This window comes from uncultured Bradyrhizobium sp. (genome assembly GCF_964252615.1).
Taxonomy (GTDB): domain Bacteria; phylum Pseudomonadota; class Alphaproteobacteria; order Rhizobiales; family Xanthobacteraceae; genus Bradyrhizobium.
Genome location: NZ_CAXUNQ010000070.1, coordinates 1 through 19,703, shown reverse-complemented (window position 1 = coordinate 19,703; position 19,703 = coordinate 1). Strand labels below are relative to the sequence as shown.

The following is a 19,703-nucleotide window of genomic DNA, read 5'->3' as shown; positions in this document are numbered from 1 at the left end:
TCCGGCTGTATGAAACACCCAATCTCGGTGTCCATCAAACCGGCAGCAGCTCAGTTGGCGCGTTTGCCTTTTCGGCGGTTATCACCGGGCCAGATTGCTTCGACGAAGAGTCCTCGTTCTGAAAGAGCTTTGGGAAAGCAATGCCTAATACCAGTAGAGCTATCCCAAACGCGAGGCTAATCGCTCTTGAAGCCGTCGCCAGCTTTGGAATTTTGATCTCTTTGACGTCGACACCGCCGCCGAAGCTGCCGATCATAATCAGAGCCAGCCCAGCCAAGAAGGTCAAAGCTTGAATTGTCAATAATTGCTGCATGATACGGCCCCGTCCTCTAGAACATTTTTACGCGTAATCTTAAATACCGCAACCAGAAGCGGTGCTTGCTACGTGTTGGTCGTGCAGTTGAAGTTCGGCAGTCAGTTTCGGCGCGGACTGTGCGCTACGACGCTAGGCGCTGTTAAACGTCTGCCTTCGGCAGCAAAGTCGAAATGCCTGTGAGGAGCGGCAACGTCCGCTAATGCCCTAAACTGACACCGGCTCATCTGGCCCGTGTCCGATTTTGGAGACCGGCGGGACAGACCGCGAACGCCTCCGCGGCCATGATTGAACTATTCCCGTTTACCGGCAATCTGAGCCAGAGACCGAGTTCGATCGGCACTAGGTCCTGTAGGCGGCAGTCAGAAGTTTCTGCCCCCGAATTTGGCGAAAAAGAGGGGAAATTCGCCTGACATTTCAAAGGCCTTTTTCTAATCGGGAATGTGCGAGTTCGAATCCTCTGAGGACAGCCAGGCAGTCGCTCAATCCAGGATAGCATAAGCAAAAAACTCTGAAAATGCCCGCAAAATGCAGGCTTTTGCTAATTCTTGCGCTGTCTCTACACTCCAAATCCGACAATCTGTGAGCGAAATCTGCAAAGTCTCTGGCAAACACCCGAATATTCCCGTTTTCCGCAGATGGGAGTCAGAGACCGTCGCGATCAGCACTCTGTGGTGTGGGTCGCAGGCAGACGGAACGTCTTCTTGCGCTATTAAATGCCTCCTTTCGAGCAAAGCAGACTCGCGGTGAATGAGCCGGAATATACGCAAATGGATCGGTTGAAGAAGTCGGCCTGTAGATCGAAGGCAAGCCGGCCAACACGATAGCGGCAGTGGGGGAATCAGCGGAACCGTGGTCCGTGTATCGGTGGTGATCTCTACGACACTACAGTCGCGGCGCAGCCTTGTCTGTCCCCCATTTCGTTATGGCAGCGTCGCCCAGCACGGCGTCATGCAGGGGATCGTCCTGGTGCACCGCGACAATGTTCATGGGCATGATACCAAGTCGATATCCCATAGGCATGATAATCGCCGCCAGGGATTCTCGACCGACCTTTATATGTTCGGCGACAATGACAGGCCTGCAAGCGGCAAGTGTTGCAGAAGCTCCCTGAAGGACCTCCAGCTCCATACCCTCCACGTCGATTTTCAAGAAGTCCAGACGGCTCAAACCAAGGGAGTCGATCGTCAGGCTTGCGACCTCGGTTGTGGCGCTTTTCCTGTAGTCGATCGGTTGCCCGATATCTTCGTTGTGCCTGGACGGTCTCACCTCCAAACTACCAAAACTTCCTTCGCGCGAATAGTCCGGGACAGGGGCCCGCAATACGCCACATCGAGAGGAAACGGCGGCGTGCGTCGCGCGCGCGTTGCCGCAATTGTTGAGAACGATGTTTCCGGCAAGCGCATAGAATATCCGCTCCTGAACCTCGATTGCCGTGACGGTCCCCCATCCGGTCATCGCCTTCGCCCACTCAATGGCGTGGGTCCCGATATTGGCGCCGCAATCGACAGCGACGACCCCGTCGCCGAAACTGGCTCGTCTCAACCTCAGTACGCGAAGAAAGAAATTTACATCCCTAGGGGCGTAAGCTCCGCTTTCCAGGAGCTCAAAGCCAACTCCGTATGCCCCACCCTGTCTCGGACGATGGACGTCCAGGCGATTAACGATCATCGCGCCGTGATCGGACGCCGCCAGCACAAAGGCAATGGGCCGATCTGCGACCGTCATGACCCATACCTTAAAAAAATATCCTCGGAAAAAATTATCCCCGGACGCGAAAGCTTTCGCTGCGGCATTGTTCATCAGCCGGCGTTAGCGTCACGAGCTGGTGGTGAAAATCAGACGGTCGAATCCGGCACCTGTCTCATAAGGTCAATAGCTTGCGCCTGTTGACGGGCGCCAAGTACCGGATTCTGTCGACAAGGAGGATGCCTATGTCTTTCGAACACCCGGGCTATCATAGTCATTGTACGAACCGCCCTGGGTGAGATCGGTCGCCGAGCCCACATCGACCATCTCCGGGCTGGAGTATTCAGGTCGACGGTCGCTCTTCGCAGTGTTCTTATTCCGAGCATTAGCTTGGTCCTGGAGTGTCTTGTTCGCCATCTCTAAAACTCCTTCAATTTGCATCAGGATGCTAACGCCGATTTAGACCGGTGGCAATGGCCATGGAGACCTCGAAGACAGACCTAGCTGACCGTTCACTCCAACCATGAACTGCTGTAACCAGGCTTCGAGACAGATGGCGGCGAGCAAGCTTCCTATTCCTGGCGAGTGCCCGACCGCCGCGGCGCGGATCGCGGCGCGCCAGCGATCACCGTTGACATAGCCAAGCTCGACGATCATCGGCGAATCGGTGAGGCGGTTTTGCCAAAAGGCGCTCCGCTCAAGACCAGTGTAGAATATTTGGCCGCGGCCCGCCTTGCCTCGCCGCGTGCGAACAGGCTCTGGCAGGATGCCTGCCAGCGCCCGACGCTGTAGAGCACGATCGATCACGGGCGACGAAGCCAACTCACCGGGTACGTTCAGCATGAATTCAACGAGGGGTCTGTATAAAAGCGGGTGACGGAACTCGGCCGCAGGGTTCGGATGGTTATTGTGTCGGGTGAACCCGGCGACGACGGCCGAGATTCGTTCAAGAATGGCCGTTCCCCCCAGGGTGGCAGCTCGAAGCACATGTTGTCGACGCCGTCTCCATCGGACTCTTTGACGATCTACATAGTCCTCGCGCAACCATACTGGAGGCGGCGAGCGGTGGAAGTAGCTGTCGAGCACCTGCCCCCGCCAGCTTCGAAGTATCGGCGCCAGGGCATAACGCGTGAGCCAGTATTGCGAGGATCGTTTGTCGGGACTCTCCTTCACCAATCCGCTCACGGCCCAGGCGAGGGCCCGTAGCCGTCCTTCACGTATCATGTCCGCAAGGTAAACGGGTCCCGCGCCATCTCCGAGGAATACCGCGTCCCCGCCTTGTCCTGTCAGAACGACCTCGACGCCACCGCGTAGAAGCGCCTGATCATAGAGCTCAAGCATTCCCTGAGTAATCATTCGATCATTGGGTTCGGCGACGAAACCGATCGAAGGGCGGTCGAACGGAAGACGGCTGTCACCGTCCAGCGCGTGCCACGGCACGGCGTAGTAGCGCAGCGCGTGCTCGATCCAGATTCGCTCGTCCGCGACAGTTGATTGAGGGTAGATCGTTGAACAGGCCGTGACTCGACCTGCATTCTGCCGTGCGGCATAGGCAAGAACGGTGGTAGAATCCAGCCCACCCGAGAGCTCGCACCAGACTGGACCTTTTGAGGGAATCGCCGCATCGACACCCTCGGCGATCAGCAGCCGCATCGTGTCCTCATAGTCCGCCGAAGACTGCAGGCGCGTTTGACGCCGTTCGGCGAACGGCCACGCTCGGTGACGGGAGAGACGGCCCGCAACCCATGACAGGCTCTCGCCCGGCAGAAGCCGAAAAACGCCGTCGTAAGGCGTGCGCCGACCAACCTCCTGATTTCCGCCCAGATGATCGGCGATATATTCGTCGTCAAGCCGGAGGGGGCTAACCCATCGAAGCAGACCCTCCAGAAATGTGGCGAAGTAAATTCGATCCCGCGTCGAGTGGTAGAACAGGTTTGCTATGCCCAAGGTGTCATGAGTAATCAGAAGTTGTTTTGCATCAGGCAGGTAAACGACCGCTGCGTACTCACCCAAGACATGGCGGGAGAGGTCACCGCGCCACTGCTCCGCGGCGCGGCAGATCAACTCCGCGTCCGACAATTCCCCTTTGCAGTTGTTGTCCAGCATCGATCGAACGGAGGATGCATTGGCAATATATCCTCGAAAGACAGCTCGCTTGCCGATGGAAGCAAATGGAACGTCACTTTCTCCAATAGTCAGATTTCCGCCGGTGCTCAGGTAGCCGGCAAAATGGGTTTTGGTCCCCATCAGATCGTCGCTATCGTAGTATAGCCGCCGACCTCGTCCGGATCGTTGAGAAGCAGCTGCCCACCGCTTTCAACCCAGGCGTGGGCGCGGAAGGGAAACCGCTGGACTCCAATGAAGTGGTGCGCGTCGATCCCTGCTCGCATGAGAAAGTGATAGAGCGCGAGAGACCGTGGCAGGCAATCGATTGGCGCCTTGACAAGGGGTATGAGGTTTTCCGCAGAGACAAACGCTCGTTGAGCCTGCGCCAGATCGTTCGCGCCTCTCTCCGCAAAGGCGGCTGGTTTTGGAAGCATGAGAGCATATTCATAGGCTCGCCGAAAATTATCATGCCCGATGCGAATGCGGGTTCTAACGAGAGACATCCATGCGTGAGGTATGGTTGGTGCCGAGAAGCGGTTCCGCGCATGAACTGGTGGCAACGCTACAACCGGTTCCTCCTGCAGGTACCCCCGCTTAAGGCAATCGCTCGTGAAAGCTCGTGTATCGGCCTGAAGACGACTTTTCGACCCTCGCAATTCGGCCGACAGCATCTCGAGGCGCTCGGCTTCGCTATTCAATGTAACAAGCGCGCGCCACATCACGCTCGCCGTCTCATTCATCACGACGTACCGCCCATCGCGGATATCCAGGAGAATTGTGCGGAGTTCCACCTCGACGTGTCGAACAAGCGGCGCCGGGTACAGAATTTCAGACTGCTTCATGTGAGCGCTTGGTGGTGTTTACGATTTGCCTGGCCGCTGTTACGACAGAAGATGAGGTGGGCCAATCGGTCCAGGGCTCGCAAGGATGATCGATCCGGCTCCATCGGTTATAGCTTTGCGCCGTTTGCAGAACACGCTGGCCCCGCCCCTTGTAAAAGAACCAGCAACGGGGATTGGTCGGACCAAAAAGGGCCAGGGTCGGCGTCCCCTGGCTGGCCGCGAGGTGCATTGGGCCGCAATCGTTCGCAACCACTAGATGTTGGCGCCGGAGCAGGCGCGCTAATTCCAGGAGGTCTATGGAGTCATGGATCGTGACCCCGCCGAGCCCACGAAGCCGATCGGCAGAGCCCTTCTCATCCGGTCCTACCACGACACTAAGCGCCCAACCGGCAGCCAGTCCTGAACGGGCGACGTCCAGCCACCGCTCTTCGCACCAGCGTTTGGCCGGCTGCGAGGCGCAGGGCGCCAAGGTCACCTTCACACCGGCAGCCTCCGCAACTTCAGCACTCTCGATTTCGCGAAGATCGAGCTTGAGACTGCTCAAAACGTGAAACCATGACCAGAACTCGTGGCCCGCGGCATGAGCTATCAGCGGCGCGTGCAGCGCCCAGATCGGAAGGTCCGGGTCACCACAAAGTCCGACGCCGTCTTCGTTGAACGTCGGCGACCTGAATTCCTCGACCGCGCGGGCATCTCCTGAAAAGACGCGGATCGAGCGGGTATCAGCCAGGTCGCGACGAATAAGGCGCCTGGTCATGAGTCGCTCCGAGAGGCGAACGCCTACCCGGTCAATTGAGAGATCAATCACCCAATCGTAGGTCGTTCTCGCCAATTCCGCGTCGCCATATGTGAACGCCCGACGAACACCCGCAACCCCGGCAAGCAGAGACCGCATCTCGCGGGACGTTACGACGTCGATTGCTCCGGGTCCGCCTCGCAAGGCCAGGCACTTGGGGATAAGAACCGCCGCACACAGGCAGTCGCCAAGATGGATCGGCATTAGCCACAGCCAGGAGGTCAGGATCGTTCTCGCACCGTTTTCCACCCGAACCCGAACTCCCCCGATGTCGCAATCTGAGCTGTTGCCGGTTGATGACGGCTAGCTAATCCCACTTTCCGCTCGAACTCAACAGAGCTGACGTAGCCGATCGTTGAATGACGCCGGATCGCGCTTTAAACCATTAATCCAAAAATATTATTGACCCGGCCCGATGGGCTCACGGTCCGGGTCGTATCTTCAAGGGTTGCGGCGCGGGCCATTGCAATCAGATTGCCGCGCCAGAAAAATGCGGTAGATGTCCCTGTCGCTTGTTTGCACTTAGCGGACCTGACCGTCCGCATCACTGCGTGGTCCAGGCGGCAATCTGAAGTCTCCGACCTCGAATTCGGGCGAAACGCGGGGAAATTCATACGACATGTCAAAGGGCTTTTTCTGATCGGGAATGTGCGAGTTCGAATCCTCCGAGGTCAGCCAGCAGAGCGGCTGTCCCAGGTTGGGCCTCAACTAATCGCAGAAAAGCCGGCTAATGGCGGGCTTTCGGAATTCGGTAGCCAGTCTTCAGACTCCAATTTCATGAGTTTTGGGCGGGAATAGCCGAAAGTCTCCGGCCATTCATTGAAATATTCCCGTTTTCCGGAGATGCCCACCGGAGACCGGTTCGATCTGCACTGCGCGCGGCCGAGGTGACGAAGAGCGTCCGCGTTGTTTGCCGGGTTCAGGGTTGAACCGAGCACCGCCGCCTATTCTGATTGTAGCCTCTCGGACTTCCGTAAAGGAAAATGTCATCTAAGCTATTTATTATAAAAGAAAAACGCAGCGTGATATTATGGATCACGACAATCGAAGCGCAGATTATGGTCCTGGTGCGGCCCCGGCCGGGATCCAGCACCGGGATCGGTGTCGTCGGCAAACAACTTTTGTGAAGCGAAGACGTGCTCGGCGAGCCTTTTCTGTAGTACCTCGAGCCACCAGCAGGCGCCGCCAACCCAGTTGGCCAGAGTCGAGCGGTCGATCTCGACGCCCTGCCGGACAAAGATCGGACTTTGCCTATAGAGAGGAAGATGATCGCAGTATTTGGAGACCAGCACGTGCGCGAGCAGGGCAGGGGTTGCGAGGCCTTGGCGGTCGGCCGTCCCGGGGCGGGCGCCTAGTGGATGGTTCCGCAAGAATCAAACTGACCTCTCACGTCGACGCCGCCTCCAGCCACGCGATCGGCACCGATCGCGTCTATTTCCTCGCTTCGACGGCAACAAGCTGATAGCGAAATCACCAGGCGTCGTCGTTCCTATGACTGGCCAAATGAGCATCGTCGAATTCGAGATGGAAGGCGGACTGAACTCAGCGCGGAGGAAATCTGTAAGGAGCCGGTCGACCGGATTCTGTCACGACTTGCGACGAGCGCTGCAGGGGGCTCGATGCCGCAGAGGCTCAATCGCGGTTGACGACCTTCGGCCCCCAACGATGTCGCGGTCGTCAAGCGATCGCCGCTCTGGCTGCAGTTTCTTTCCCGCTTCCGCAATCCGCTGGTCATCATCCTGCTGGTGGCGAGCGCACTGTCCGCGGCTATCGGCGACGTCGCGAGCTTCCACGACTGATCCACGTTGATCGAGCGAGTGACTGCTATATTCCTTGATTGTCGTATCGCGGATGTCACCCAAGCGGCTCAGGACGACGGCCTGCAGACTCATCAGCCTGTTGATGCGTTCTGCTTGGTACGCTGACCCATTGTGGTTTGAGCACGATGTGCTGCCGCAATCGCGAGCGGCGTCGTCATGATTGGCCAGGCGCAATGTGCTGATCCGCGTCTCAGTCGCGACAGTCAGGAAGGCATCTTCGATAAGGCGTTCTCAAGCAGGCGCATCGTACCCCTCATGTTCTCGATCTGACATTCGCCGTTCATGTTGGCGACATAATCATATGTCTCGTGGTAAAGTCGGATGCTATTTAAGATGGGCCTGAACCTCATTTGACCCTGTATCCAGCAACCATGTTTCTCACTAGAGAACGAAACCACCATCGATCGTCAGACTCTCACCAGTCATAAAGCCAGCACCATCGCTTGCGAGATAAGACACAAGAGCTGCGACGTCGGCTGGCTTTCCGATGCGGCGAAGGGGGATGCGGTCGGTGAGCGCATCAATCATCCCGTCGGTCATGTCCGTATCTATAGGCCCCGGCTGCACGTTATTAGCAGTGATGCCGCGCGGTGCCAGCTCGAGCGCCAGTCCCTTGATCAGAGACGCGATGGCTGCCTCGGTCATCGCATAGATGGCCCCTTGCGCAGACCCGACGCGTATTGCGCCATTGCTGCCGATGGTAATGATCCGTCCGCCATTATGTATTGCCGCCATAGTGGCCTGGATAGACAGAAATACCCCGCGAATATTGACGTCGACCAGTCGGTCAAAATCTTCAATCGCGAACGAATGGATCGGGCCGAGCTTGAGGATTCCGGCATTGACGACTACCACGTCCGGACGACCGAACTGCTGGATCGTTTGTTGGACGGCGAGTCGCACTGCATTGGAGTCGGTGCTATCGGCACGAACCGCAATCGCCTGGCCGCCACTTGCAGCGATCGCATCGCAAACCTGTGCTGCGCGGTCTGCGCTGCCAAGATAGGTCAGCGCGACCGCGAAACCATCGGCGGCGAGGCGCTGCGCGATTCCGGCGCCTATGCCGCGCGATCCGCCGAACACAATGGCCACGCGCCGCTGGTCTGATGCACCGACAGTCATATTGGTCTCCTTGCTCCGGCGGCGCCTCCCGTTCGGGCGCGCCTATCTGCCCTCCCTGATCCAATGCGAGCGCGATTGCCGCCATCAGCGACTCCGGTCGTCCATTAACACCTTGGTCGTAGTCCGGTGTGCGCGCGGACGATTTGCCGTAGCGAAGAACCGCGACAAGGTTTTGGAACGAACGCCGACGTCGAAGGCCCGCGTCAGCAATGTGAGCCATCGTCAATATCCGGAGAGCATGTGATGATCGAGGACATCAGTAAAGAGCGCCGTCTTCTTCTCGGCGCCGCGACAGCAACATTTGCAATGACGCAATTCGGCTTGCTCGGCCGTGCGGAAGCCGAGGCTGAGCCACGCCGGGCAACGCAGGCGAGCGAATTTGGACCGGTCAGGCAGATCGATGCCGGTGCGCTCAACGTCGGTTATGTCGAGGTCGGTCCGGCGACCGGCCCGGTGGTCATTCTTCTGCACGGCTGGCCGTATGACATCCATTCATTCGCTGAAGTTGCTCCGATCCTGAGCGCGAAAGGCTTCCGTGTCATCGTTCCGCATCTGCGTGGCTATGGCACCACGCGCTTCCGATCCGACGCGGCCGTGCGCAATGGTCAACAGGCTGTGCTGGGCCTCGACGTGATCGATCTGATGGATGCCCTCAAGATCGAACAGGCAACGATCGGCGGCTTTGACTGGGGCGCGCGAACGGCGGCGATCGTCGCTGCGCTGTGGCCGGAGCGTTGCAAGGCGCTGGTGTCGGTCAGCGGATACCTGATCGGCAGTCAGGCCGCCAACAAGGCGCCGTTGCCACCGCAGGCTGAATTACAATGGTGGTATCAGTATTACTTCGCCACCGAGCGCGGACGCGCAGGTTATGACAAATACCGGCATGACTTCGCCAAGCTGATCTGGAAACTCGCATCGCCCAGGTGGCAGTTCAGCGATGCGACGTTCGATCGGAGCGCGGTCGCGCTCGAGAATCCCGATCACGTGGCCATCTCGATCCACAATTATCGCTGGCGTTTGGGGCTGACGGAGGGCGAACCGAAGTATGACGAGTTCGAGCAGAAACTTGCTGCTGCGCCGACCATCAACGTCCCGACGATTACGCTCGAAGGCGATGCCAATGGCGCACCGCATCCACCCGCGGGCGCCTATGCCAAGAAGTTCACCGGCAAGTATTCGCACCGCTTGATCAAGGGCGGGATCGGTCACAACTTGCCGCAGGAGGCCCCGCAGGCGTTTGCCTTCGCAATTATCGATGTCGGCCGCGCTTGAAGCGCGGCCGGTGATCGGCGATCTGCATCGCGAAATTCCCAAAGGTGAATTGCGTATTGGACGCAATGGATTCATCGCGGCGAAATCTATGCGATGCGTGACGTCCGACGCCGATAACACGTGCCCGTTGGGTTCACTAACACCATGGTCGTAGTCCACTTTATGCCTGTGCGATATGCGGCGGTCGTTCTCTTCCGGCATCTTCCGGCATCGACCGGCTCGCTTGGATGAAGCGGTCGGTAGCGACAGCGAGGGATAGACAGCAATGGCTGACGAAATCGATCAACAGCGCCGCAAACTGGTAGGCATGGCCGCGACGACCTTTGCGATGGGGCAGTTCGGCCTGATTGGACTGGCAAACGCGGAGCCGAAAGCAACTGCGATCAAGCTGCAGTCTGCAGCCGCAGGAAGCGCGGTAGCACTCGGCACGCTCAAACATGTCGATGCGGGCGTGCTGAACATCGCTTACGCGGATGTCGGTCCCGTGGACAGCCCACCGGTCATTCTGCTGCATGGCTGGCCTTACGATATTCATGCCTTTGCCGACGTCGCGCCGGCCCTGGTCGCAAGGGGTTTTCGCGTCATCATTCCGTACCTTCGCGGCTACGGTGCGACGCGCTTCCTGTCTGACCAGACAATGCGGAACGGTCAGCAAGCGACCTTCGCGGTTGACGTCATTGCGTTGATGGATGCGCTCAAGATCGATACGGCTATCTTTGGCGGCTTTGATTGGGGAGCGCGCGCGGCCAATATCGTTGCAGCGCTGTGGCCACGGCGTTGCAAGGCGCTGGTGTCGGTCAGCGGCTACGACATCGAAGACCGGGAAGCCGACAAGGTTCCGCTGCCGCCGGCTGCCGAACGGCAATGGTGGTACGAGTACTACTTCACCACCGAACGCGGTCGCGCGGGATACGACAAGTATCGCCGCGATTTTGCCAGGCTGATCTGGCAACTCGCCTCCCCTAAGTGGCAGTTCGATGATGCGACGTTCGAGCGGAGTGCTGCGGCGCTGGATAATCCGGATCAGGTCGCGATCTGCATTCACAATTATCGCTGGCGCCTTGGCTTGGCTGAAGGCGAGGCAAGGTACGACGAGCTGGAGACGAAGCTCGCTGCGGGGCCCGTGATTTCGGTGCCGACCATCACGCTGGAAGGCGATGCCAACGGTGCGCCGCATCTCGAAAGCAGTGCTTATGTTAAAAAATTCTCCGGCAAATATCGGCATCGGCTGATCAAGGGCGGCATCGGTCACAACTTGCCGCAGGAGGCCCCACAAGCCTTTGCATCGGCAATCGTCGATGTCGCGGTGCTGTGATCCGGCAAGACAGGAAGGAATGACATGAATCGCATCTCGGCCTTGCTGCTTGCTGCGGGAATGAGTGTTTCGGTCGTGACCGGTTGGTCGCTGACGGCCGGGAATGCGGACCAAGGCGATGCTTCACCGATTTATGGCGTCAAAATCCCCGCGGGCTATCGTCAATGGGAGTTGATCGCACCGGCGCAGGAAGCCGAACCGCTCAACGAGTTGCGCGCGGTGCTGGGCAATGCTGTGGCAATCAAGGCGTACAAGGATAAAGCGCTTCCGTTTCCCGACGGCACCGTTCTCGTCAAGCTCGCCTGGAAACATGTGCAGTCTCCCGAATTCGAGCCGGCCTCCATTCCCGGCGCTGCGACTACGGTCCAGATCATGGTCAAGGATTCCAGGAAATACGCGGCGACCGGCGGTTGGGGTTTTGGCCGCTTCGTCAGTGGCAAGCCGGCCGATCAAGCGCATCATGAGACCTGCTTTGCCTGCCATGAGGCTGGCGTGAAGGATCACGACTACGTCTTCACCCGCTACGCTCCCTGATGACCGATGAACCCGTCTGCCAGAGAAGGATGTCATGATGACAGAGAGTGGTAACGTACTTTACACCGCAAAGACCCATACGACGGGCGATCGCCTGAACGGCGTGTCGCGCAGTTCGGATGGTCGTCTGGATATTCGGCTGACCAGTCCTACCGGCACCGGCGTCGGTACCAATCCAGAGCAGTTGTTTGCCGCCGGCTGGTCCGCCTGTTTTCACGGCGCTATGGGGTTGGCGGCCCATCGCATGAAGGTTGCTCTTCCGCCCGATACAACGATCGACGCCGAGGTTGATCTTTGCATGGTGAATGGCAGCTATTTTCTCCAGGCCAGGCTAAACGTGACCTTGCCCGGCATGGCGCGTGAATCGGCAAAGGCGCTGGTCGATGCGGCGCACCAGACATGCCCGTATTCCAAGGCGATCCGCGGCAATGTCGACGTTGAGATCAAAGTGGTCGAGACTGCATCGAAGGATGGTTGAGAGGGGCGCCGCGATATCCAGGCTTCAAAATCCGGCTTCCCTGAATATCTCGAACGGCTAAAATCGATAGAGATCATTCAATTGCTGTCAGATCCGCTACCCTCGGTCGATGTGGGTCCGGGCGCAGCGGAAAACGGCAGATGACATTCATGCTCTCGCGGAGGTCCATCCATAAGCTGGTTGTCGATTGCGCGGTCGCCGTGCTGGCCGTCGCTGCGACAGTTGTCGGGGCATTCGGACTTTATCGTCTCTCAGGCATCACGCCATCGGCATCGCTGTTCTCATGCGCGGTGATGCTGGTGGCGTGGAGCCGCGGTGTCGTTCCGGCGATCATTGCAACGGCATTGACGATCCTGGCGTTCGATTATTTTTTTCTTGAGCCGCGCTATTCGCTGGCGTTTCAGCGTAGCGATCTGCCGCAGCTTGTGTTTTTTGCCTTCGCGGCGCTGCTGGTGTCGTTGCTGTGCGATTCCGAGCGGCGCAGCAAGCGCGCTCTGCGGGAAGCCAGGTCGGAAACTCTGGCGAATGCAACGAGATTCGCGGAGGTTCAACGCGAGCTTCAACTGACCATCGATACTATTCCGGCGATGATATCGACCTATCATCCCGACGGAACGCATAGCTTCGTCAACAAGGTGTGGACCGATTATACCGGAATGAAGCTCGAGGACGTCATTGCCGCGAAGGGAGCGGGGCTGTTTCATCCCGATGATCCGGAGCGCGAAGCATGGCGGGCGTCGCTGCAGAACGGCGAACCGCTCATCGCGGAAGCGCCGATCCGTGCCGCAGACGGGTCGTATCAATGGTTCAGCATTCGACGGACGCCGTTGTGGGATGGCGAGGGCCGCATCATCAAATGGTATTCGATCGGTTTTAATATCGAGGATCGCAAGCATGCGGATAACGCCTTGCGGGAAAGCGAAGCGCGCCTTGCTGCCGCGGAGCGAGAACTGAGGCTGACGCTGGATTCCATCCCGACGCTGGCGTGGCGCACGAAGCCAGATGGTTTTGCGGAATATCTGAACAAACGCTGGCTCGATTATACCGGGCTGTCACTGGAGCGGGCACTCGGTTGGCAATGGACGTCGGTCATTCATCCCGATGATGCGCCGAATTTGCAGAAGACCTGGCTCGATATGCTGGAAGCACAGGTCCCGGGCGAGATGGAGGCGCGCATGCGCCGCTCGGATGGGGTCTATCGATGGTTTCTGTTCCGATCCGAACCGCTGCGCGACGAGTCGGGAGCAATCGCGGGATGGTACGGCACCAACACGGATATCGAAGACCGCAAGCAGGCCGAGGGTGCGTTGAGACGTAGCCGAACTTATCTCGCCGAGGCGCAGAAACTGAGCTGTACGGGCAGTTTCGCCTGGGATATCGAAAGCGACACTCACTTCTGGTCGGACCAGACCTATCAAATCATGCAATTGGAGCCCGCTTCCAATTTAACGACCGACCTTATTCTTCAGCGCATTCATCCCGAAGATCGGATGAAGATGGTGAACGAGCTCAATCGGGCGATGGAAGGCACTGAATACTGGGATTACGAAATCCGCCTTCAGATGCCGGATGATTCGATCAAATATTTGCATGTTCTGGCGAGGCGGGCGACCTATGAGGGGGCCCGTAGCGAAGTGGTTGGAGCCTTGTTGGACATCACCGAGACAAAGAAGTCGCAAGAGGCGCTGTATACCGCGCAATCTGCATTAGCTCATGCGACGCGCGTGGCGACGCTGGGCGAGATCAGTGTTACGATTGCGCACGAGGTCAACCAGCCGCTGGCGGCGATCGTCGCCAATGCTCAGGCATGTCTGCGTTTTCTGGATCGCGACATGCCGGATCTGGAGAGTGTTCGTGGTGCCGCGCAATGGATCGTCAAGGACGGTAACCGCGCGGCCGATGTGATCCGTCGTGTCCGTGGAATGATGAAGAAGGCGGACGCCAACAAAGGGTCCGTTCAGTTGAATGACGTGATCGAGGAGGTCGCTGCTCTGCTGTATCGGCAACTGCAGGGGAAGGGGGTGGTGCTGCGATGCGACCTTCATAATCTTCCGCCGGTCATCGCGGATCGCACGCAACTGCAACAGGTCGTCATCAACCTGATGATCAATGCGGCCGAGGCAATGGAAGAGGTGCACGGCCGTGCGCGAATATTGGTGGTCCGCTCGTTCTGCAGCGAGACCGGGCGGGTTGCCGTGACGATCGAGGATAGCGGGTCGGGAATCCCGAACGATCCCGAGCGACTGTTCGAGGCCTTCTTCACCACCAAGGCAAGTGGGCTGGGAATGGGGCTCTCTATCTGTCGTTCCATCGTCGAGGACCACGACGGCCATTTGTGGGCAACGTCGAATTCCGACCGACCGGGTGCGACCTTTCAGTTTGAACTGCCATCTTCGGCGGTGGTCCCTCCGCTAGCGATACGTGAACCATGACGCGCGATAGTCTCAAGCTGCGAGAGGTGGTGATCGTTGTCGATGACGACGAGTCCATGCGCGTCGCGCTGACCTATCTGTTTCGATCCATGAATATCGACGTGATGGTATTCCGGTCGGCTGCCGAAATGCTGAGCAGCAAGCTGCCCGATATGCCATGCTGCATGGTACTGGATATCAGGCTGCCAGGCGTCAGTGGTCTCGAGTTCCAGGACCAGTTGGCACGGAATGGCGTGCCGATTCCAATCGTGTTCATGACTGGCCATGGCGATATCCCCATGTCGGTGCGGGCGATGAAGGCCGGGGCGGTTGATTTTCTGACCAAGCCGTTCCGCGATCAGGACATGCTCGATGCGGTCATGCGCGCATTGTCCGTGGATCGCGAAAGGCGCAAGGTCGAAGAGAGGCTGTCCGAGCTGCGCGGCCGGTTCGAATCTTTGACGCCGCGGCAGAGCGAGCTGTTCAAGCTGGTTACATCGGGCCTGATGAACAAGCAGATTGCCGGCATCCTCGAAGTGAGTGAGGTGACCGTCAAAATCCACCGTGGAATCATGATGAAGAAGATGGAAGCGCGCTCGGTGGCCGATCTGGTGAGAATGGCGGAGACGCTTGGCGTCAAGAAGTCGATATAGTGGGTTCATCGAGCGAACCCGTCACAAGGTCCGGATGCCATGCTGCGCGTTCCGTCAACGGAATTCCTGTCTATGTCCGCTTCGATCGCTTTGTCCGATGTGTCTCTCTCGACACCCGATGGTCGCGTGCTGTGTTCCGGCATCAACCTCAGCTTCAGGGTGGAGCGGGCCGGGCTTGTCGGCCGTAACGGAATTGGAAAAACCACGCTGCTGTCGTTGATAGCAGGTCGGCATTTGCCGCAGGTAGGTACGCTGTCCGTCAACGGGACTGTCGCAATGTTGCGACAAAGCGTACTGACGAAAACCGGTGAAACGATTGCCGACTTGTTCGGCGCAAAGCAGAAATTGGCCGTGCTGCGGCGTGCGGAGACCGGAAGCGCGACTGCGGAAGAAGTTGCTTCAGCGGACTGGACTCTGGAGGAGCGGGTCGCGGCCGCGCTGGCGCGCCTCGGACTGGATGTGGCGATCGAAACCGAACTCGTCAGATTGTCCGGCGGCCAGATTACGCGGGCGCGCCTCGCCGCATTGATCTTTGCGAGGCCGGACTTCCTGCTGCTGGACGAACCAACCAACAATCTCGACCGTGATGGCCGCATGGCCGTGATCGATCTTCTCTCTGGCTGGCGAAGTGGTGCGATCGTCGTCAGTCACGACCGCGGTTTGCTCGAAACCATGGACGCGATCATTGAGCTGACGTCGCTGGGAGCTGCTCGCTATGGCGGCAACTGGAGCCAATATCGCGAACGCAAGAGTATCGAGCTGGCTGCGGCGCAGCACGATCTCGCGTATGCCATGAAGCATTTAACCGAGATCGAAAAAAAGGCGCAGGATGCGGCTGAAAGCAAGGCACGCAAGGATGCGGGAGGTCGACGCAAGCAGGCGAAGGCGGCATTCCGCGGCTCCTTGCCGGGGGCCGCAAGGATCGTAGCGAAGATACAGGCGGAGCGCGCGCGCGCGTGGCCGAGCGGCGGCGCTCGCAGGCTCTGACGGCTGCCGCGGATGCGCGACAGCGGATCGAGGTGCTGCAGCCGTTTTCGGTCAGGTTCTGTTCGACATTGCTTCCGGCCACAAAGTCCGTTCTGCAGATCGATCGGGTCACGGCCGGCTACGATCGGCAGAATCCCATCTTGCGGGATGTCTCGCTCACGATCACCGGGCCGGAGCGCGTCGCCATTACCGGCCCCAACGGTTCGGGGAAGACCACGCTACTGAAGCTGATCGACGGAAAGTTGCAGCCATGGGCTGGTCATGTCCGTCTGAAGACCGACATGGCGATGTTCGACCAACCGGTGAGCTTGCTCGATCCGTCGCTATCCATTCTGGCGAATTTCCGCCGGATCAATCCTTTGGCGGATGAGAATGCCTGTCGAAGCGCGTTGGCACGGTTCATGTTCCGGGCCGACGCTGCATTGCAGGTTGTCTCAAGTTTGAGCGGCGGCCAGTTGCTGCGCGCGGGCCTGGCGTGCGTGTTAGGAGGCGTCAGGCCGCCTCCGCTGTTGATCCTTGATGAGCCGACCAATCATCTGGACATCGATGCGATTGAAGCTGTCGAAGCGGGATTGCAGGCCTATGATGGTGCGCTGCTGGTCGTCAGTCACGATGAGATATTCCTAAACGCTATTCGCGCCTCACGAAAAGTGGGCCTGGCAAAGTAGCGGATGCCAAAAAAACGAAGAAAGCTAGCCTCGTAATAACTCGCGAACGTCACGGTTGCAGCCCCACAGTTTGATCTTGTATTTCAACTACATATGGGTTCGAAGTTTTATTCTGAATGGCGCGCCATTTTGCTACCATTCACAATAGAACTGCGAACCCCAAACAATCGCCCGAATGATACCAATGGTGGTGATCTTCCGATTAAGCGTCGCGCAGCGCACGCGCTAGCCTAGGGCGGGGATGGAGTTCGCTCCGAACATCAGCGGCATCAAAATTTCGCTGAAATAAACATTGTGGCTACTGTCCGACGCATCGGCGCAGATCTCGCAGATGTGCGCGAGCAGTGGACGCTTCCGTCAGGTAAGCGTCCATTTCTTGCACGTGTGTCAGTGCGCGGTGGTTATTGGCCGCCAGTTCCAGGGCAAGAGGTCGTCGAGGCGGCTCATGGGATGCCCGTTAGACATGCGCTCGAGCACGTCTTCGAGATAGGCGAATGGCTCGACGTCGTTGAGCTTGGCGGTGGTGATGAGGGAGCAGACCGTCGCCCAGCGGTCGGTGCCCCTGTCGGATCCGGCAAACAGGTGATTCTTGCGGCCAAGCGTGACGGGACGAATCGCGCGCTCGACGGTGTTGGTATCAAGTTCGATGCGTCCGTCATCGAGGAAGCGGCAAAGAGCGTCCCAGCGGTTCAGCCCATAACGCACCGCATCAGCAAGGCTGCTGCGGGGTGGGATGTGGGCAAGCTGGGCTTCCAGCCAGAGCTTCATGGCTCCGACCAGCGGCAGCGATCTGGCTTGACGCACGCTCTGCCGAATGACGGCGGTCTGGCCACGGATGATAGTCTCGATGGCATAGAGCTCTGCAATCCGCCGCAGCGCTTCAGCTGCGATCGGCGAGGCGGTCGCTTGGTGGACCTCGCAGAACTTCCGCCGCGCATGGGCCCAGCAGGCTGCGAGCCGGATGTCGGCGCCGAGCTGCTCGAAGCCGGGATAGCCGTCGACCTGAACCGTGCCCTTGAAGCTTGCCAGATGAGCAAGAGGACGCTCGGCCTTGCGGTCGGGGCTGTAGAGATAGAGGGCAGCCGGCGGATCGGGCCCGTGCCATGGTCTATCGTCCCGGGCGTAGACCCATAGCCGGCCGGTTTTAGTGCGTCCGCGGCCAGGATCGAGCACCGGAATGGGAGTGTCGTCGGCGAACAGCTTTTGCGAAGCGAAGACGTGCTCAGCAAGCCTTTTCTGCAGCGGCTCCAGCTACCAGCAGGCGCCGCCGACCCAGTTGGCAAGGGTCGAGCGGTCGATCTCGACGCCGTGCCGGGCAAAGATCTGGCTTTGCCGGTAGAGCGGCAGATGATCGCAGTATTTGGAGACCAGGACATGAGCGAGCAGGGCGGGGGTTGCGAGGCCGTTGGCGATCGGCCGCTCCGGGGCCGGTGCCTGGTGGATGGTCCCGCAGGCCCGGCAGCCATAGCGGGGTCGGCAGATACGGATGACCCGGAGGCGTGCCGGCACATGGTCGAGCATCTCGCTCACCGTCTCGCCGATCATGTGCAGCGGGCTGCCGCAGCAGGAGCAGGCCTGGTGTTCGACATCGAACCATCTGTCCTCGCGCGGCAGGTGTGCTGGCAGGCTCGGCCGCTCGTCTTGCGTCCTTGGAGTTCTGGTCCTGGTTAAGGGAAGTATGGCCTCGGCCCTTGCAAGATCGGCGTTGAGATCCTCCAAGCCGAGCTGCAGCTGATCGTCGTCGAGCCGCTCTGCGCGTCGGCCGAACTGGCTGCGCTGCAGCTTCTTGATGATAAGATGGAGCCGTTCGATCTCCGCCTGCGCCTCGCTGAGGCTGGTGCGCTCTGCCGCTAGCGAGCGCACCATCCGCTGCAACGTCTCCACATCACCGGGCAGGGCTGCGAGATCGATGTCCATGAGCGAGAAAAGTAGCTGACTCGCGCCGTACTTGCCTCGCCACTTCCGTCACCGAGTCAATCAGTCGCAGTGTCAGCCTGCTAGAGCCGGACGCCAGCGCTGCTCCGGAGCGCGCCAGTCCACTCCTTCGATCAGCAGCGACAACTGGGCCGAGGTCAGCGACAGCGTCTCGCCAGGCTCGATGCTCGGCGGCCACAGAAAGACGCCGTGCTCGAGCCGTTTGGTGAACAGGCAGAGCCCGGTGCCGTCCCAATAGATGATCTTGATCAGGTTGGCCCTTGTGCGTCCGCGGAACACGAACAGGTGGCCCGTGAAGGGATCCTGCTGCAGCACGCCCTGCACCAGCATGGCGAGGCCATCAATGCCCTTGCGCATATCGATGAAGCCTAAGGCGAGATGTACCTTCACGTTCGGAGGGAGAAGGGTTGTCATGCCACGGTCTCCGCATCGGTGATCTCGACGGCGACAAATGCCGGAGGCGCCAGCTCTTGCTTCCATCGACGCAGAACGCGGGCGTCGATACCGTAGCGGCGAGCGACCTCAGCGGCACTCGTTCCATCTAACGCGGCCTGATCAAGAATCTGGCGCTTATCCGCCTCACTGAACCTGCGCCGATGACCCTCACGTGGCCGCGCAACGATTGGGCTTGCCGAACGGGAGGAGGGATGATCTTCCCCCGAAAAAATGGACAGGGTTAAGCTGCTTTTAGCTCCATTTCGATCGGGGCGATATATCCGATGGCGGAATGAAGACGGGTTCGATTGTAGAAGCCTTCGATGT

At 59.0% G+C, this 19,703-nt stretch carries 15 protein-coding genes and 4 pseudogenes; 8 read left to right on the top strand and 11 right to left on the bottom strand.

Annotated elements, in window-relative coordinates:
- Positions 1-34 precede the first annotated feature (34 nt).
- From ACFE72_RS22550 to ACFE72_RS22520, 7 genes and pseudogenes are all read right to left on the bottom strand, one after another.
- Entirely contained in the window at positions 35-313 is a 279-nt protein-coding gene (locus tag ACFE72_RS22550) for a hypothetical protein (RefSeq protein WP_375415344.1), read from the bottom strand.
- A gap of 885 nt (positions 314-1,198) precedes the next feature.
- Complete coding sequence (locus ACFE72_RS22545) at positions 1,199-2,041, bottom strand: FkbM family methyltransferase (protein WP_375415343.1); 843 nt, start codon at positions 2,039-2,041, stop codon at positions 1,199-1,201.
- 204 nt (positions 2,042-2,245) lie between these two features.
- Complete coding sequence (locus ACFE72_RS22540) at positions 2,246-2,419, bottom strand: lasso RiPP family leader peptide-containing protein (protein WP_375415342.1); 174 nt, start codon at positions 2,417-2,419, stop codon at positions 2,246-2,248.
- Between the two features lie 42 nt (positions 2,420-2,461).
- On the bottom strand, positions 2,462-4,249 hold the full coding sequence (locus tag ACFE72_RS22535; protein ID WP_375415341.1) for an asparagine synthase-related protein: 1,788 nt from the start codon (positions 4,247-4,249) through the stop codon (positions 2,462-2,464).
- A complete protein-coding gene (locus tag ACFE72_RS22530) occupies positions 4,249-4,950 on the bottom strand; it encodes a lasso peptide biosynthesis B2 protein (RefSeq protein ID WP_375415340.1) in 702 nt (233 codons plus the stop codon). The genes ACFE72_RS22535 and ACFE72_RS22530 overlap by 1 nt, the downstream gene beginning before the upstream one ends.
- Positions 4,937-5,707 carry a glycosyltransferase family 9 protein gene (locus ACFE72_RS22525; protein ID WP_375415339.1) on the bottom strand — a complete coding sequence of 257 codons (771 nt, stop codon included), beginning with the start codon at positions 5,705-5,707 and terminating at the stop codon, positions 4,937-4,939. Before ACFE72_RS22525 ends, ACFE72_RS22530 begins: the two co-directional genes overlap by 14 nt.
- A 1,099-nt stretch (positions 5,708-6,806) precedes the next feature.
- A pseudogene (locus ACFE72_RS22520) lies at positions 6,807-7,068 on the bottom strand (transposase); the annotation flags it as partial.
- 348 nt (positions 7,069-7,416) lie between these two features.
- Between ACFE72_RS22520 and ACFE72_RS22515 the strand changes: the two are divergent.
- Positions 7,417-7,545: pseudogene (locus tag ACFE72_RS22515) on the top strand (cation-transporting P-type ATPase); the annotation flags it as partial.
- A gap of 402 nt (positions 7,546-7,947) precedes the next feature.
- Here ACFE72_RS22515 and ACFE72_RS22510 read toward each other — a convergent pair.
- Positions 7,948-8,688, bottom strand: a complete 741-nt coding sequence (locus ACFE72_RS22510; RefSeq protein ID WP_375415338.1) for an SDR family oxidoreductase — start codon at positions 8,686-8,688, stop codon at positions 7,948-7,950.
- Positions 8,689-8,931: 243 nt separating this feature from the next.
- On the opposite strand from ACFE72_RS22510, the gene ACFE72_RS22505 reads away from it, so the two are divergent.
- The 7 genes and pseudogenes from ACFE72_RS22505 to ACFE72_RS22475 all read left to right on the top strand — a co-directional run bounded on the left by ACFE72_RS22505 (position 8,932) and on the right by ACFE72_RS22475 (position 17,006).
- Positions 8,932-9,960: an alpha/beta fold hydrolase gene (locus tag ACFE72_RS22505; protein WP_375415337.1), complete on the top strand. Its 1,029-nt coding sequence runs from the start codon at positions 8,932-8,934 to the stop codon at positions 9,958-9,960.
- Positions 9,961-10,225: 265 nt separating this feature from the next.
- Positions 10,226-11,275 carry an alpha/beta fold hydrolase gene (locus ACFE72_RS22500; protein WP_375415336.1) on the top strand — a complete coding sequence of 350 codons (1,050 nt, stop codon included), beginning with the start codon at positions 10,226-10,228 and terminating at the stop codon, positions 11,273-11,275.
- Positions 11,276-11,335: 60 nt separating this feature from the next.
- Entirely contained in the window at positions 11,336-11,809 is a 474-nt protein-coding gene (locus ACFE72_RS22495; RefSeq protein WP_375415346.1) for a cytochrome P460 family protein, read from the top strand.
- A 37-nt stretch (positions 11,810-11,846) separates the two neighbouring features.
- A complete protein-coding gene (locus ACFE72_RS22490; protein WP_375415345.1) occupies positions 11,847-12,287 on the top strand; it encodes an organic hydroperoxide resistance protein in 441 nt (146 codons plus the stop codon).
- 140 nt (positions 12,288-12,427) lie between these two features.
- Entirely contained in the window at positions 12,428-14,719 is a 2,292-nt protein-coding gene (locus ACFE72_RS22485; RefSeq protein WP_375415335.1) for a PAS domain-containing protein, read from the top strand.
- The gene (locus ACFE72_RS22480; protein WP_375415334.1) at positions 14,716-15,351 is read left to right on the top strand and encodes a response regulator transcription factor; all 636 of its coding nucleotides are present in this window, start codon (positions 14,716-14,718) and stop codon (positions 15,349-15,351) included. Before ACFE72_RS22485 ends, ACFE72_RS22480 begins: the two co-directional genes overlap by 4 nt.
- A 72-nt stretch (positions 15,352-15,423) precedes the next feature.
- A pseudogene (locus tag ACFE72_RS22475) lies at positions 15,424-17,006 on the top strand (ABC-F family ATP-binding cassette domain-containing protein).
- Between the two features lie 387 nt (positions 17,007-17,393).
- Here ACFE72_RS22475 and ACFE72_RS22470 read toward each other — a convergent pair.
- The 3 genes and pseudogenes from ACFE72_RS22470 to ACFE72_RS22460 all read right to left on the bottom strand — a co-directional run.
- Positions 17,394-18,923, bottom strand: a pseudogene (locus tag ACFE72_RS22470) (IS66 family transposase).
- Between the two features lie 72 nt (positions 18,924-18,995).
- A complete protein-coding gene (gene tnpB / locus ACFE72_RS22465) occupies positions 18,996-19,355 on the bottom strand; it encodes an IS66 family insertion sequence element accessory protein TnpB (RefSeq protein ID WP_375415333.1) in 360 nt (119 codons plus the stop codon).
- Positions 19,352-19,703 (bottom strand): transposase (locus tag ACFE72_RS22460; RefSeq protein ID WP_375415332.1); only part of this gene is annotated, 352 nt, incomplete at its 5' end. The genes ACFE72_RS22460 and tnpB, both read right to left, overlap by 4 nt.